This window comes from Vibrio alginolyticus NBRC 15630 = ATCC 17749 (assembly GCF_000354175.2).
Lineage (GTDB): Bacteria > Pseudomonadota > Gammaproteobacteria > Enterobacterales > Vibrionaceae > Vibrio > Vibrio alginolyticus.
This window is the reverse complement of record NC_022349.1, coordinates 899,227-912,348: the sequence shown is the minus strand read 5'-3', so window position 1 is coordinate 912,348 and position 13,122 is coordinate 899,227. Positions and strand designations below refer to the sequence as shown.

Below are 13,122 nucleotides of genomic sequence, written 5' to 3'. Positions count from 1 at the left end.
CTAAACCAAAATCTTACGATCAGATCAGGGAGATTCATTCACAGACTTTGATTTCATGCCTAAGCCTCGCTACAAAACTATTAACTAGAGCAAGTACAATAACTCCTTGGCTAACTGAGGTTCACTCACGTTTTGGATTGACGAAGAGGCGATAGCTGAGTGGAAGCAACCCAGACAGAATAGACGTGGTCGCCCCGGATTGTTTAGTGACCTTGCTATCACGACCGCTCTCATTGTAAAGCGCGTCTTTTCCTTACCTTTAGCCTACAAGGCTTCATCGATTCTGTTTTTAGATTGGCAGAGTTCCCATTGGTTTGTCCCAATATTCTTGTATCAGTCGCCGAACTATGTATGATTTTGATGTTCATGCGTACAAATGGATCAACCTACGGGGCGTACATAGTGGTCAATCTAAAGCGGTGGCGTTATTGATTCAAAATGGTGCTGATGCATGTGCTCGTGACGAACGTGGTAACACCGAATCGATGGGGCATTAATTAAAGGTGAGCTATCAATCGCTAAACCCCTTTTTCAACAGACCTATTCTGACCGTCCCAATAAAGATCGGTAACATTATCTGAGTTTGCCAAGATGTCTGGGCAGGCTGATACGCTGAAAGAGTTTGTGAACAAAGATAAGTGACAACAGCTTTCAAAACGATCATCGATATAAGATAATAATTCTCATTATAAAATAATTTTTGTAAGTTTTATGAAGCTTTTTCCGTGGTCTGATAACTTGGTTTCCCTCTACCTAAGCGTGGATTACAGCCCTGATTTTATATCGAATATAGAGTTGCAAGGTATCCATTTACCAAGTAATTTTTGTAAAGCGGCACTTAAGCGCCGTTGTGAATTCTTGGCAGGACGAGCGTGTGCGCACCAAGCGTTAACCTATTTAGGTCATGAAACTGCCGGCAGTATTGGTATTGGTCGTGGGAATGAACCTGTTTGGCCTGAAAATATTGTTGGGTCTATTTCCCATTGTGTGGGACATGCTGTCGCATCTGTTGCTCACTGTAGTGAAGATGTCGTTGGGGTAGGGGTAGACATTGAGAAAGTGATGTCTCGTCAGTGGGCGAATCAACTATCATCACAAATTGTCTCGCTTAATGAACGGCATCACGCTGCTCACTTTGATGATATTTGTCAGTTTCTAACGCTAATATTTTCCGCAAAAGAGGCTATCTATAAAGCGATTTTCCCTACCGTTCAACAGATTTTAGATTTTGATTCAGTCGTTCTTGAGCAGATTGATTGCGATAGACAAGAACTGACTTTTGCGACAAGCCTTATTCTCGATGAATATTTGAACAGTGAGGTGAATATTAAAGTCCGCTATTCAATGATGGATGATACACATTACATTACATGGTGTGTGATTGGTGAACATCACCTGAAACACTAACTAATTAAATACTGGTAAATCCCCAGCTAAGCTGGGGTGACTCGCATAGGTTTGACCATGACAACGGTGTAACTTCTTTTCTCGACCAAAAGTAAAGAGGAAACAACCTATGCGAGGCTATAAGAGTCTGTCTCATACCCGTTGGGATTGTAAATACCATGTGGTTTTTATACCGAAAAAGAGACAAAGATTGATATATGGTGCACTGCGAAAACATCTAGGTTCAACGTTTCATGAGTTAGCGAAACGGAAAGGCGTGACTATTGAGGAAGGGCACTTGATGAAAGATCATGTTCACATGTGTATCAGCGTCCCCCCCCCACACACACAGACATAGAAGAGCTTTTGTGGGTGCGCCAGCGCTAGAGTGATGCCCACCAAGGGCTCGATAGATCCACCGAGATTGATCAGAAAATAGCGCATATTCAGCGCCAGTTCGCGGTCTTTTTTGTCGGGCAGAGAGTCGCTAATCACTGCCTTGGAGGGTGCCTCAATGGTCGGACGCATCAAGCCAGTGATCAGCAGCAAGGCAAAGAAGTGCCAGATTTGATCAGCCAGCCCAATGCCAGTATACGCCAGCGCAGCGATCACATTACCGCCGAGCATCATCACTTTGCGGCCAAATTTATTTGATAGGTAGCCGACATAGATCCCAGAGGTGCTGCCTACCAGCGCCGAAAGCGCCAACATGGTGCCGATGGCGATCTCGCTGGCAGCGTAATCTTGATAGAGGAAGACAATCAGAAACGGCCAGGCCAGAAACAAGCTAATGCGTGAGAATAGGGTACCAAACAATACGATCCAAACCGGACGAGAAAGCGCTGAATGCGCTGGTACGTAAATAGGCTCTGATGTTCCATATAAACCTTCTTATTGCACAGAATCTATTCAGTATATCTACTCTTAATTTCAGTGCTATAGGTCAGATTTAGAGCAGTGCAATTAGTTGAATTAGTTAATTTGGTAACATTTTTATTTGGATTTTTTCTAACGGAGAGGCTGGAGATTGGTGAATTGCTCTGTGCATCAAAATCACTGATAAAAAATCATATTAGCAGGATTAAATAAATTAACCCATTCGTTGCAACACTAGCTAGTGTTGACCTGAGGGGGCTAAGAAACTTTGGGGCGTGCGACATGAGGTCGTATGAAGCGCTGTTCACCGCTCAACGAGTAAACCTTCTATTGATATTAAATTTGTGGAGTACGCTGAAAAGTCTGTAGCGGTTTTGAGCATTAAAAATGAAAGGCTAAAGCCTTTCTACTTTACGAAAGAGCTTAAGCATCGTAATAAAATACTCAGAGCAGGTACGGTATATTCACGAATAAAGGACACAAATACACCAAAAGACTCTTGTGCAAACCCTCAAGATATTAAAGCAATGTGGCTGGAGCGTTTTGGGCTTGATTTACCTGCTGCAGCTCGCTTCAAACTGCTCCTAGAGGATACAGATAACTGGATTTACAATGGAGTTAATGGTGCATTTTATGCGTTGGATCCAGATTTTACTATATCGATATCTGAAGATGATTATCGAGGTAGTAATTTTTGGTGGCAGAATACTCTAATTGAAGAGCCCGTAAAGTACGATTATTTGCTCAAGTACAAAAATGCTGTTATGCATGAGTTGCCCGTCGTCCATTTCCAAAATGAAGGTTTATGCGTTCCATTTCCGGATGTTGAGTATGTAACTCACCCGGAAAAGAGAGATGGACTAGATGCAAAGTTTTATTGTGATCTATTTTACTATACCAAAGGCTCATTGTCGTATGCACTGTTCGAACATCTGCGCAAAATTCATACTGACAAGCCCGACTTAAGTACTCCTATTGTTACTCAGATAAAGTCTCCAATTATAAAGCTCCCATTTTTTATCTTAGATAAAAATGAGCAACTTGAAGAGCTTTGTAGTTCGTATCTGCTTGCATATAAGAAATTTGTTGAAAACCAAGATGACATTGTTGCGGATAGCCTTTATCAAGGAAAAAATATGGATCGGTACAAACTTGAGAGGGTCTTCTCAGAGTGGGCGTTTAGTGAGGTAACCGAAAAATGCATATAACAAACTGTTTAAGAGTGATTCGCAACGCTTGGCATTTTTGCTATGCGTTGCGTTTAGTGTTTAAGGTGGTATGCGGTAGCTTCGGTATTGCGTTGCTCACACCTTAACAGGGCGTTATACAAATGAGGAAAAAATGGACATCGTAGCAAGCAGTGGCAAGTTGGCTTTAAGTGCAACTTTGGGAAATGTAGTTAGCCGCTTTCGAGAGCGTCGTTTTAATAAACTAATATCCGGTCTGGAAAATGGCGACATTAAGCTTACTGATCATGTATTGAGTGATGACTCTTTCATTGGCTGTTTTCTGAAGACGAATGAAGCAATCGAAAAGGCGTCAGTAAACGAGAAAGTAGAGTTTTTAACTAATTTGTTTGTACAGGGTGTAAAAGATGGCTTGATTATTGATAAACCGGATCTCTACAGTGAAATAGTAACAATATTTTCTGACATGTCCTTCCGTGAAATCGAAGTTTTGTTCCTCGTTGGAGATATATTACCGTTCACCAAAGTTGATGGTGAAAACTCTGATGTAGGTCAGAAGAATGAGGACGCAGTAAAACTCCTAAGTGAAAAGTATTCTATATCTGAGGACTATGCATTCACACTTATTTCTAGACTGCAAAGGACGGGCTTAGTCGTTGGCTCCAATGTATTAGGACGTTGGCCTTATGTGCGAACAACACAGCTTTATAGAAACTTAAAAGCATTTTTAAATTACCAAATTTTGGGTAGTTAATTTGTATAACAAACTGTTTAAGAGTGATTCGCAACGCGTGGCATTTTTACTATGCATGGGTTAAGTGATTAAGGTGGTGTGCGGTGACTTCGGTATTGCGTTGCTCACCCCTTAACAGGGCGTTATACAACATGAGGATATATTGTAGTAAATGAGTGAATTTTATGATGTTCTTGATCAAGATATTGAAGAGCAATCCCAGGATGACAAACGCCTAGCGTATATATCGAAATATAGAAGGGAATTTGTTCTTTGCCCTAGCTTTATTCGTAAAAAAGACGAATTGCCGGACTTAGTGTGGAATACAATCAAGTTTAATGAGCCGTCCCCTAATCTACCAGATCATCAGGGTGTCTATGCATTCTCGATTAACGTTGAACATGGAAGTTTACCGAGTAATTCTTATATTCTTTACGTTGGTAAAGCGGGAGATACAACAAGCAATAATACAATTAAAAAGCGCTATAGAGATTATATTAGAGAAGCGAGAGTTCAATCTAGACCTAAAATTCATAGAATGTTAAATCTTTGGGCTGGACATTTGACATACCACTATGCTGAGGTACCAAATGGTGTATCTACGGGTGACATTGAAGAACAGTTGACTACAATTTTCATACCACCATATAACACGAATGATTTTTTGGTAGAAGTAAGAGACTTGTTAAAAGGAGCAAGCATCCTATGAGTAAGAAGTTAGTAATCCCTTGTCGTAGGGGAAAAATGGGTACTTGGGACACTTACACTTGTCTAATGCAGCTAAAAGACATTAGTGAGCTAATAAACTTTGCAACAGATTTGCACACAAGTGAAAAGTTATCTGAGATGATTCAAAGGAACCTCGAAGATGAGCGAGCAGTCGAAATTGGAGATTATTTAATAAGCAATCCAGACCACTTTTTTAATTCTCTCGTTGTCGCAATATATGATGGTGATCCTCAATGGCATGACTTCACACGAATTGAGCCAAATAGCAAAGAAGCTGAGTTATTGGAAATGCCAGACTATGCTCGCGAATGCCTTGGTTTTCTTTCATTGACCAAAGAAGAAAAAATGTTTGCACTAGACGGTCAACACCGTTTGTCAGGCATAAAAAAAGCTGTAGAGAACAACGAAGATATTGGCTTTGAGCAGCTCAGTGTCATTATTGTTACACATAGAAATACGAAGTCAGGTATTAAGAAGTCTCGTAGATTATTCACAACCCTAAGTAAAAAGGCCAAGCTGGTTAAAAAAGATGCAATCATAGCATTGGATGAGGATGATATAGCGGCTTGCATCACTCGACGAATAGTAGAAGAAAGTAAATGCCTAAATGAAAACAATGTGGCGTTTAGTGTTGGACCATTAAGAGATAAAACTAATGTAACATCGTTAGGTAATATTTTTGATTGTGTACAAAAGCTCTTATCCTTCAAATTAGACTGTAAGATTAGTGAGATTGAAAAAGTAAAAATCACAGACGAACAAGAGAATGAATTGTTCGAATTTATTAAATCATTTTATGAAATTACTTTTTCTAATGTTAAAAGTTTATCCGACTATAAGGAGGGTCAAGACATAGAAAAATACAGAAACAATCATGATGGCGGTCATCTACTGTTTAGACCAATTGGTTGGGATATATACACTGATACGGTAATTGAACTTTTATCCTCGGAGAAATCTTTGGAAAGCGCAGTTTTGATTGTTAGTAAAAATGATTTATATATGTCAGGTAAGATTCTGAAGAATAACCTTTGGTCGGCTCAAAGAAAACGAATCCTAAAGGTGAGTGCAACCAAACTAAAAAAATAAAATCTGGACTAACAAAATCTGTTGTATAACAAAGCATTTAAGAGTGATTCCCAACGCATGAAATTTTTCATTCCATCGTTGGGTTTTGTGTTTACGGTGGTATGGTTTAGTTTTGTGGTAGCGTTGCTCACACCTTAATGCGGCGTTAACTGGCACAGAAAATACGAAAGCACATTGATACGGTTTCTAGGTTCGGAGGTTTAGCGTGTTCGGTCGGTTTCCTTAGCTGAGGTAATGCGACTAATTTCAGTTTGGTACTTAAGCTTACTGATGTGAAAGGCGGCATAAAGCCTTCTAATAATATAAGGCGTTCGCGATTAGTTCGGCGCACTTACATCGCCGAAGTATGGTGTTGTGAGACGCATTTCAAACTAAAGATCAACGGTAATTTTTTTGTTAAACACATATTTGAGTTAGCTTTGCTAATCATTAATTAGCAAAACGAGCTTTGGCGAAAGTGGCTGAAAAATCGGCGAAAACTGAAAGGCGCTCAGTTAACAAACTGTTCAAGAGGGATTCGCAACGCGTGGCATCTTCACTATGCGTTGGTTTAAGTGATTAAGGTGGTATGCGGCGGCATTGGTATTGCGTTGCTCACCCCTTAACAGGGCGTTATGTGCTTTGGGAGAAAATGGAAATGGATATTCCCGACAGATTCAAAAATGTAAGATACGCTTCATCCCGCATTCCGGGTTGCAAAGATGATTCAGACTTAACGCTTGGAGCTAACTGTCAGGTCTTTGCTTATAACCTGCTCAGAGACTTCGGTTTAAATCCACCTAACTACCGTTCTAGTGAATGGTGGGATGAGTGAGGTGGTCACTGAGTTTAAGCCGCTAGATATCATGATGTACAACGACTCTACTGACTCATACGGAGCACACGTTGGGGTGTATGTCGGTAATGGACTCGTCTACCCCCTTTCTTTATCCAATGGCGTACCCATGTTTGAGCGCCATTTAGACTTACTTCAACAAAGTAAGTATCAGTTTTTATTGGCGCTAAGCGTATAAAACAGTTTGGTGCATAACGTAAGTACGCACATAACAAACTGTTCAAGAGGGATTCGCAACGCGTGTCATTTTCACCATGCGTTGATTTTAGTGATTAAGGCGGCTTGCGGCGGCTTTTGTATTGCGTTGCTCACCCCTTAGCTGGGCGTTAGCCTTATTACGGGGAATTGGAGCCCTCAGCAGAGGACTCCCGATATAAATCACTGTTTAAAAACGTGGTCTAAAACTGCAATATGATACGCATTTACTTGTCCCCAACGTTCATCAGGAACTTTATTGATCTTACCTCCAATTTTTTGGGTGTAAGCTCTAGCTTCCAAACCTTTAGCTTTTGCTAAGGTCAGAATGATTGGGATATTTTTAGAGTTACAATAAGCGATAACTGTGTAATAATCCTTATCTCCAAATTTATGCTCTAATGCAGCATTTGCCGCTTTAAATGCATCGTCGGCTTTTTGATTGGCTTTTGTAACTTCGGCATTTGTTCTAGAAATGTGAGCTTGTGTATTTAACTGAGCCTTTTCTAAGTTGTTAATTCGTTGGTCATGTTGAACTAGCAAATTAGCTTGGTTTAATAGTTGCTCCGCCGATGATAGTACTCTCTGTGCTTCGAAATATGCATCTGCCAATTGTTCTTGGACTTGCCATGAAAAATCATCGGTAAATGCTTTTACCAACATTGAGTACCCACGTTGTGTAATTAAAATAATTCCAGATGGCGGAATAGGGTGTGGGTAAGAAGCTGCAAATGCTTGGTCCGTAGGCATTGCTATGAAGTAGTGTTTGTTCTTAAGCAACTTCGATTGGTTTGCAGTAAAAATGTTGTAAGTAGTGTTTTGAGAAACTCTATGTTATTTGTCAATGTCCCACAAGGTTAGGACACGCTCGGAGTTAAACTCAACGACAGGGATCGTAACCAAAAGGTCATTAATACTCAAAGGTCAAATATGGATATTTACCCAGAAATCGAATTATCTAAAGCGCAGCATAATGCAATTGAAGCTCTTAGAAACCAGTCGTTTCCTGAACATCAAGTTACTCGCTCTTACTATAAGCAACTCCCGCATATGAGAGTTCTGAATTACGAAGGTGATCAGTTAGTTGGTTACATGGGATTAGACTACAGAGTTGTTCGCGTTGGTGATGAAATTTATAAAGTATTAGGTGTGAGTGACTTTTGTGTCGAGAGCACAGTTCAAAGACAAGGTATTGGCACAAAAATGTTGTCTCAACTCAGCGAGTATGCGTCCACTAAAGATGTCGACTTCATCATTTTAGTCTCCGATTTGGAGCGTTTTTATGTGGCTAATGGTTATATGCGCCTTAACTCTCTAAGTTCTTGGTTGCGAGTTCACGAACATAAAAATTACGGTGTCGCTGTAGAGCAACTAGATGATTTATATGTTAAACCTATCAGCGGTAAAACTTGGGCTGTTGGTCATATAGATTGGTTAGGGTATATGTATTAGTCTGTAGTGGGCTAATAAATTGTTCAAAAAGAAATACTACACGTGGCATTTCCAATTAGCGTTTCTTATACCTTACGGGAGCGCTTTCCCACAAGGAGTAATATGTGATTGTAGTAGCAAGGTTTTCTTTTCCTCATGAAGCTCATATTGCGAGAGCAAGCCTAGATAGTGTCGGAATAGAAAGTTACATCGCTGACGAGCACACGGTAAATACTCAGTGGCTTTATTCAAATGCAATTGGCGGCGTCCGTCTGATGGTGGCCGAAAGTGATGCAGAAGATGCGAAACAAATACTTAGTAGCGATTTCTCAGAATCATTGGGAAATGAAGTTGACGTTGATGAAGAAAAAGACGTTTGCCCTAAATGTGGTAGTAAAGATCTATTTGCATTTACAAAAGGTAAACGCCCAGCTTTCTTAGTTTTTATTTTACTGGGTTTTCCACTGTTTTTTTACAAGCATGGTTATAAGTGTAAGCAGTGTGGGGAGTTTAGTGAAAAACTTTAAATCTTTAGATAACAAGGCATTAAAGAGATAACTTGTACTCGTAGTATTTTTACGATGAGTTAGGTCTAGTGCCTATACAAGAAGTCAGAGTTACTGCTTGCCTACAAGCAAAGCATTATACGATAGTGAAGGAACAACATTGAATGAGTGAAATTAAAACAATAGAGCAGTTAAAAGAAATTTACGCAGAGCCAAGTGCGAGAGCTAAAAATAAAGCGCTGCCTGTGCTGGATGTTCATGCGATTACATTAATTAATAATTGCCATTTTGCAGTTCTAAGTACCGCTGATTCACAAGGGTATATCGATCTCTCTCCTAAAGGAGGGGAGCCTGGCTTCGTAAAAGTTTTAGATGAATCAACATTGTTGCTCCCTGATAGCTCGGGGAACAATCGTATAGATAGTCTAAAAAATATCATTAGTAACCCCAAGGTAGGGTTGTTATTGATGGTAAATGGTATTGATGAAGTGCTCCGTATTAAAGGAATCGCAAGTATTCACACCGACGCCAACTTGATATCTGCTTGCCCCGATGGAAGTAAAGATCCTAAGGTTGTTATCAAAATAGTCATAGAGAGTATGTACTTTCATTGTGCGAAAGCGGTGATGAGAGGGAAACTTTGGTCTGATGACTATAAAGTAAATCGCTCAATTCTCCCTTCATTAGCTCAAATCTTTAAAGATCAACAAAAGTTAGAAAGTAAAGCGCTTAATCAAGAAGAGATGTTGAAATATTACCAATCTAGCCTTTAGAACGAGCTTGGTAATATATTGAAAAGATAGAAAAATTAGGTTCGACCGTGCTCTGCGGAAGTATGGATTAGGTTTAGTGGGGATGTTACTGTCTCAATAATGTTAGTTCACCAATAAGCAATTGTTAGTCCAAATTTTAAAATGAAAAATGCAGAAAAATTTACTCTAGAAAATTACGTTTTGGCTAGTCCGGGAGTTAGGTGTGTTGGACAAATGATTGATCTTTTTGTCAGTTTTAGCATTTTTACTCTCGTTTTATGGGTCGGCTTAGAAATCGGTATTGAAAAAGAGCTTGTGCGCGCTACAGCAGTAACTGCGACTGTATCGTATTACCTTTTTTCTGATTGTTTACCAAATGGTCAAAGTGTGGGTAAAAAACTTTTGGGCATTGCAGTTATAAGTGCAAGAACGGGTAAAAAGTGCAATATTTTTCAGTCGCTCTTTCGAAATGTTATTACTCCATTCTTAGGTTTTATTGACTCAATTTTCATTCTTGGTAAAAAGAGGCAACGGCTCGGTGATAAGTTAGTGAGAACGGTGGTGGTAGTTCACTAACTTGTTGAAAAAATTGATAGCGCTGAGGACTTGCGTTCAAGTCGGGCTTTGTTTTCGTGGTGGAGCAGCCTTGCTTAGGTGGTAGCGTTACTCACGTACTGAATGTAGCGTTGTAAGAAAATTGGTATTGGAGTCCAAGTTTTATGTCAGAAAAAGAGAAAATGTTAGCAGGTGAGCTTTATGACCCAAGTGATGAAGAGTTGTTAAAGTTAAGGTTGAGCGCTAGGTTACTAACTGAAAAATTGAATGCGACCTCTGTTGAGCATAAACAAAAGCGAGTTGAAATAACTAAGCACTTGTTCGGCACAACAGGTGACGATATTCATGTTGAATCTTCTTTCAATTGCGACTACGGATCCAACATTCACGTTGGAGATAATTTCTACGCTAATTTTGGTTGTGTGATTTTGGATGTTGCGGAAGTTAAGTTTGGTGATAACTGTTTACTTGGGCCGCAAGTTGGCATTTATACTGCGACTCATCCCTTAGAGCCTATCGAGAGGAACAGTGGTTTAGAGCTAGCAAAGCCCATAAACATTGGTGACAATTGTTGGATAGGTGGCCATGCCGTAATCAACCCTGGCGTAACACTTGGGAACAACGTGGTAGTAGCCTCTGGCGCAGTCGTTACAAAGAGTTTTGGAGACAATGTCGTTGTTGGTGGTAACCCAGCCAGAGTACTGAAGGAAATCGTCACTAAGCGATAATAAAGTATATGGACTATTTTGAGCCTGAGTTTAGGATTTATGATCAACTCACCCCTAGCTTTGATGCGTTCAACGGTTACTTGTTGACGCACTTGAATGTCTAAAATTTGCTTCAATATAGAGTCGTTACACGTGGCGCTTTTACCGTGCGTTGAGCTTGTTTAAAAGTCTCACACGAAATCATTTGTATTACGTGTCTCACACTTTTATTGGATTTTCGTCACCAATAACAAACCAAAAGGCTGACTCCTAAATGTTAGTAACAAAGATTGAAACGGAACGATTAATTCTAAGAGAGCTAGTTGAACATGATGCAAGCGAATTGTTTGATATCTTCTCAGACCATGAGGTCATGAAATATTGGAACACTGGCCCTTGGGTTTCAATTGAAGAAGCGCGGACATTTATAGCCAAGAGTACACAGGCCATGAATAGCAATACAGAAGTGACACTAGGCATCTTCCTAAAGAGCAATGGCCAACTTCTGGGTAAGATAATGCTGTTTAATCACGTGAAAGAGTCTAGGCGCGCAGAAATTGGCTTTGGCGTTAGTCGTCATTTCTGGGGTAAAGGCATTGTATTAGAGGCGGGAACTGCATTAATCGAACACGCATTCAAAACACTGAATCTACGTCGAATCGAGGCTGAGATAGATCCAGACAATGCTTCTTCAGGTAAAGTCTTGGAACGGTTAGGTTTTATAAAGGAAGGTTTCCTAAGGCAGCGTTGGGAAGTGAATGGAGTAGTCTCAGATTCAGCAATTTACGGGTTGTTAGCTAAACCCCTGGACAGCGTTTAGTACCCGGCCTTAAAAGCATCTAATAGATCTAGCCTGCTCGTACTCAATACACAGCCTTACACTTGACGGCGAGGTTTCTTGAATTGACTTGGTGGTCACTAAATGTACTATCAAGGATAGGACTTACTGCAAGGATAGCAGCATGAGCGAGAAATTATTTTGGGTTAATCCCTACCAAACAGAACTTAACTCAAGAGTGACCAATGTAGACGGAAATAAGGTTGAATTGGACCAGACTATCTTCTTTGCAGAGTCTGGAGGCCAAGAGAGTGATGAAGGAACGATTAATGGTATTCCGGTTTTGATTGCTCAAAAGTTAGGTGTTCGACTTATTTACACATTGGAATCCTCTCCAAATTTTACTCTTGGTGACATTGTAACTACGAATATTGATTGGAAGCGTAGATACGCCTTAATGAAGCTACACTTTGCGGCTGAAGTGGTGCTTGAGATGTTTTATCAGCGCCGGGAAGGCATTGTTAAGATAGGCGCGCATATTTCTGAAAATAAGAGTCGCATAGATTTCGAGTGGTCAGAAAATATTGGCCCGCTATTGAAAGAAATTGAAACTGATGTGCAAGATTTGATTAACTCTGATTCAGTTATTATTAGTGACTTTTCCGATCAAGAGAGTGAAAGAAGGTATTGGAGAGTGGACGGGTTTGCGCAAGTACCTTGCGGTGGCACTCATTTAAAGCGCACATCAGAAGTCGGCCAAATTCAATTAAAACGCAAGAACATCGGTAAAGGCAAAGAAAGGGTAGAGATAACCTTATGCTCGTAGGTCGATAGGGCATTAGAAATAGATTCCTAACACGTGGCATTTTAATTCATGGTGAGATTCACATTTGCGATATGATGGTTGAGATTGAGGGCGTGTTGGCTACTTCTTAACAGGGGCGAGAGGATGATATGTCGAAAGTAACATTGAAAGGCTTTATTTTAGTTCCGGAAAAGGATTTAGAATTAGTAAAACATGCGTTAATAATTCACAAAAGGCTCACGTTAGAAGAGCCGGGCTGCCTTACTTTTCTTGTGACTCAAAGCTCTACTAATCCGTTTCGTTTTGATGTCTATGAGGAGTTCGTCGACAAAGCCTCTTTTAAGCAACATCAGGAAAGAGTTCAAGCCTCACATTGGGGAAAAGTAACAGCCAATGTTAAACGGCAATACGAAATCTTTGAATGTGTGCATGACTAATCGAATCGGAGTGATTTAGAGCGTTTACACTTTGCTTTTCATGTTGCTCTACGCTCTACTATGTTGCTTTATTCAGCTATTCACCTGGCTTAGTGTTCTTAATACTTTGCCGTATTAAATC

General features: G+C 40.1%; 16 protein-coding genes and 3 pseudogenes. 17 read left to right on the top strand and 2 right to left on the bottom strand.

Annotated features, from left to right (window positions below):
• Window positions 1-106 precede the first annotated feature (106 nt).
• The 4 genes and pseudogenes from N646_RS23375 to tnpA all read left to right on the top strand — a co-directional run.
• A pseudogene (locus N646_RS23375) lies at window positions 107-344 on the top strand (transposase); the annotation flags it as partial.
• Between the two features lie 3 nt (window positions 345-347).
• Window positions 348-497 (top strand): hypothetical protein, encoded by a 150-nt coding sequence (locus N646_RS24770; protein WP_017634313.1) that lies wholly within the window; start codon window positions 348-350, stop codon window positions 495-497.
• Window positions 498-711: 214 nt separating this feature from the next.
• Complete coding sequence (locus tag N646_RS03950; protein ID WP_017821449.1) at window positions 712-1,407, top strand: 4'-phosphopantetheinyl transferase family protein; 696 nt, start codon at window positions 712-714, stop codon at window positions 1,405-1,407.
• Window positions 1,408-1,516: 109 nt separating this feature from the next.
• Window positions 1,517-1,732, top strand: a pseudogene (gene tnpA / locus N646_RS23370) (IS200/IS605 family transposase); the annotation flags it as partial.
• A 5-nt stretch (window positions 1,733-1,737) separates the two neighbouring features.
• On the opposite strand, the pseudogene N646_RS03940 reads toward tnpA, so the two are convergent.
• Window positions 1,738-2,267 (bottom strand): annotated as a pseudogene (locus N646_RS03940) (MFS transporter); the annotation flags it as partial.
• Between the two features lie 339 nt (window positions 2,268-2,606).
• Here N646_RS03940 and N646_RS03935 point away from each other — a divergent pair.
• The 5 genes from N646_RS03935 to N646_RS24850 all read left to right on the top strand — a co-directional run bounded on the left by N646_RS03935 (window position 2,607) and on the right by N646_RS24850 (window position 7,013).
• The gene (locus N646_RS03935; RefSeq protein WP_017821451.1) at window positions 2,607-3,470 is read left to right on the top strand and encodes a hypothetical protein; all 864 of its coding nucleotides are present in this window, start codon (window positions 2,607-2,609) and stop codon (window positions 3,468-3,470) included.
• Between the two features lie 133 nt (window positions 3,471-3,603).
• Window positions 3,604-4,203, top strand: a complete 600-nt coding sequence (locus N646_RS03930) for a hypothetical protein (RefSeq protein WP_017821453.1) — start codon at window positions 3,604-3,606, stop codon at window positions 4,201-4,203.
• Between the two features lie 151 nt (window positions 4,204-4,354).
• Window positions 4,355-4,891, top strand: a complete 537-nt coding sequence (locus N646_RS03925) for a GIY-YIG nuclease family protein (protein ID WP_017821454.1) — start codon at window positions 4,355-4,357, stop codon at window positions 4,889-4,891.
• Window positions 4,888-6,000, top strand: coding sequence for a DGQHR domain-containing protein (locus N646_RS23265; RefSeq protein WP_017821455.1), 1,113 nt, complete (start codon window positions 4,888-4,890; stop codon window positions 5,998-6,000). Before N646_RS03925 ends, N646_RS23265 begins: the two co-directional genes overlap by 4 nt.
• Before the next feature lie 806 nt (window positions 6,001-6,806).
• Window positions 6,807-7,013: a hypothetical protein gene (locus tag N646_RS24850; RefSeq protein ID WP_005377069.1), complete on the top strand. Its 207-nt coding sequence runs from the start codon at window positions 6,807-6,809 to the stop codon at window positions 7,011-7,013.
• A gap of 200 nt (window positions 7,014-7,213) precedes the next feature.
• Here the strand turns inward: N646_RS24850 and N646_RS03910 are convergent, their stop codons facing one another.
• Window positions 7,214-7,693: a hypothetical protein gene (locus tag N646_RS03910; protein ID WP_021033918.1), complete on the bottom strand. Its 480-nt coding sequence runs from the start codon at window positions 7,691-7,693 to the stop codon at window positions 7,214-7,216.
• Window positions 7,694-7,960: 267 nt separating this feature from the next.
• On the opposite strand from N646_RS03910, the gene N646_RS03905 reads away from it, so the two are divergent.
• From N646_RS03905 to N646_RS03870, 8 genes are all read left to right on the top strand, one after another.
• Entirely contained in the window at window positions 7,961-8,482 is a 522-nt protein-coding gene (locus N646_RS03905; RefSeq protein ID WP_017821456.1) for a GNAT family N-acetyltransferase, read from the top strand.
• A 104-nt stretch (window positions 8,483-8,586) separates the two neighbouring features.
• The gene (locus N646_RS03900) at window positions 8,587-8,988 is read left to right on the top strand and encodes a putative signal transducing protein (RefSeq protein WP_005377076.1); all 402 of its coding nucleotides are present in this window, start codon (window positions 8,587-8,589) and stop codon (window positions 8,986-8,988) included.
• 143 nt (window positions 8,989-9,131) lie between these two features.
• Window positions 9,132-9,740, top strand: coding sequence for a pyridoxamine 5'-phosphate oxidase family protein (locus tag N646_RS03895; protein ID WP_005389306.1), 609 nt, complete (start codon window positions 9,132-9,134; stop codon window positions 9,738-9,740).
• A 213-nt stretch (window positions 9,741-9,953) separates the two neighbouring features.
• Window positions 9,954-10,295, top strand: a complete 342-nt coding sequence (locus N646_RS03890) for an RDD family protein (protein ID WP_017821457.1) — start codon at window positions 9,954-9,956, stop codon at window positions 10,293-10,295.
• A 143-nt stretch (window positions 10,296-10,438) separates the two neighbouring features.
• The gene (locus tag N646_RS03885; RefSeq protein WP_017821458.1) at window positions 10,439-11,002 is read left to right on the top strand and encodes a sugar O-acetyltransferase; all 564 of its coding nucleotides are present in this window, start codon (window positions 10,439-10,441) and stop codon (window positions 11,000-11,002) included.
• Window positions 11,003-11,255: 253 nt separating this feature from the next.
• The gene (locus N646_RS03880; RefSeq protein ID WP_017821460.1) at window positions 11,256-11,801 is read left to right on the top strand and encodes a GNAT family N-acetyltransferase; all 546 of its coding nucleotides are present in this window, start codon (window positions 11,256-11,258) and stop codon (window positions 11,799-11,801) included.
• Between the two features lie 142 nt (window positions 11,802-11,943).
• On the top strand, window positions 11,944-12,585 hold the full coding sequence (locus tag N646_RS03875; protein WP_017821461.1) for an alanine--tRNA ligase-related protein: 642 nt from the start codon (window positions 11,944-11,946) through the stop codon (window positions 12,583-12,585).
• A 128-nt stretch (window positions 12,586-12,713) separates the two neighbouring features.
• Entirely contained in the window at window positions 12,714-13,001 is a 288-nt protein-coding gene (locus N646_RS03870; RefSeq protein ID WP_017821462.1) for a putative quinol monooxygenase, read from the top strand.
• Window positions 13,002-13,122: the final 121 nt, after the last annotated feature.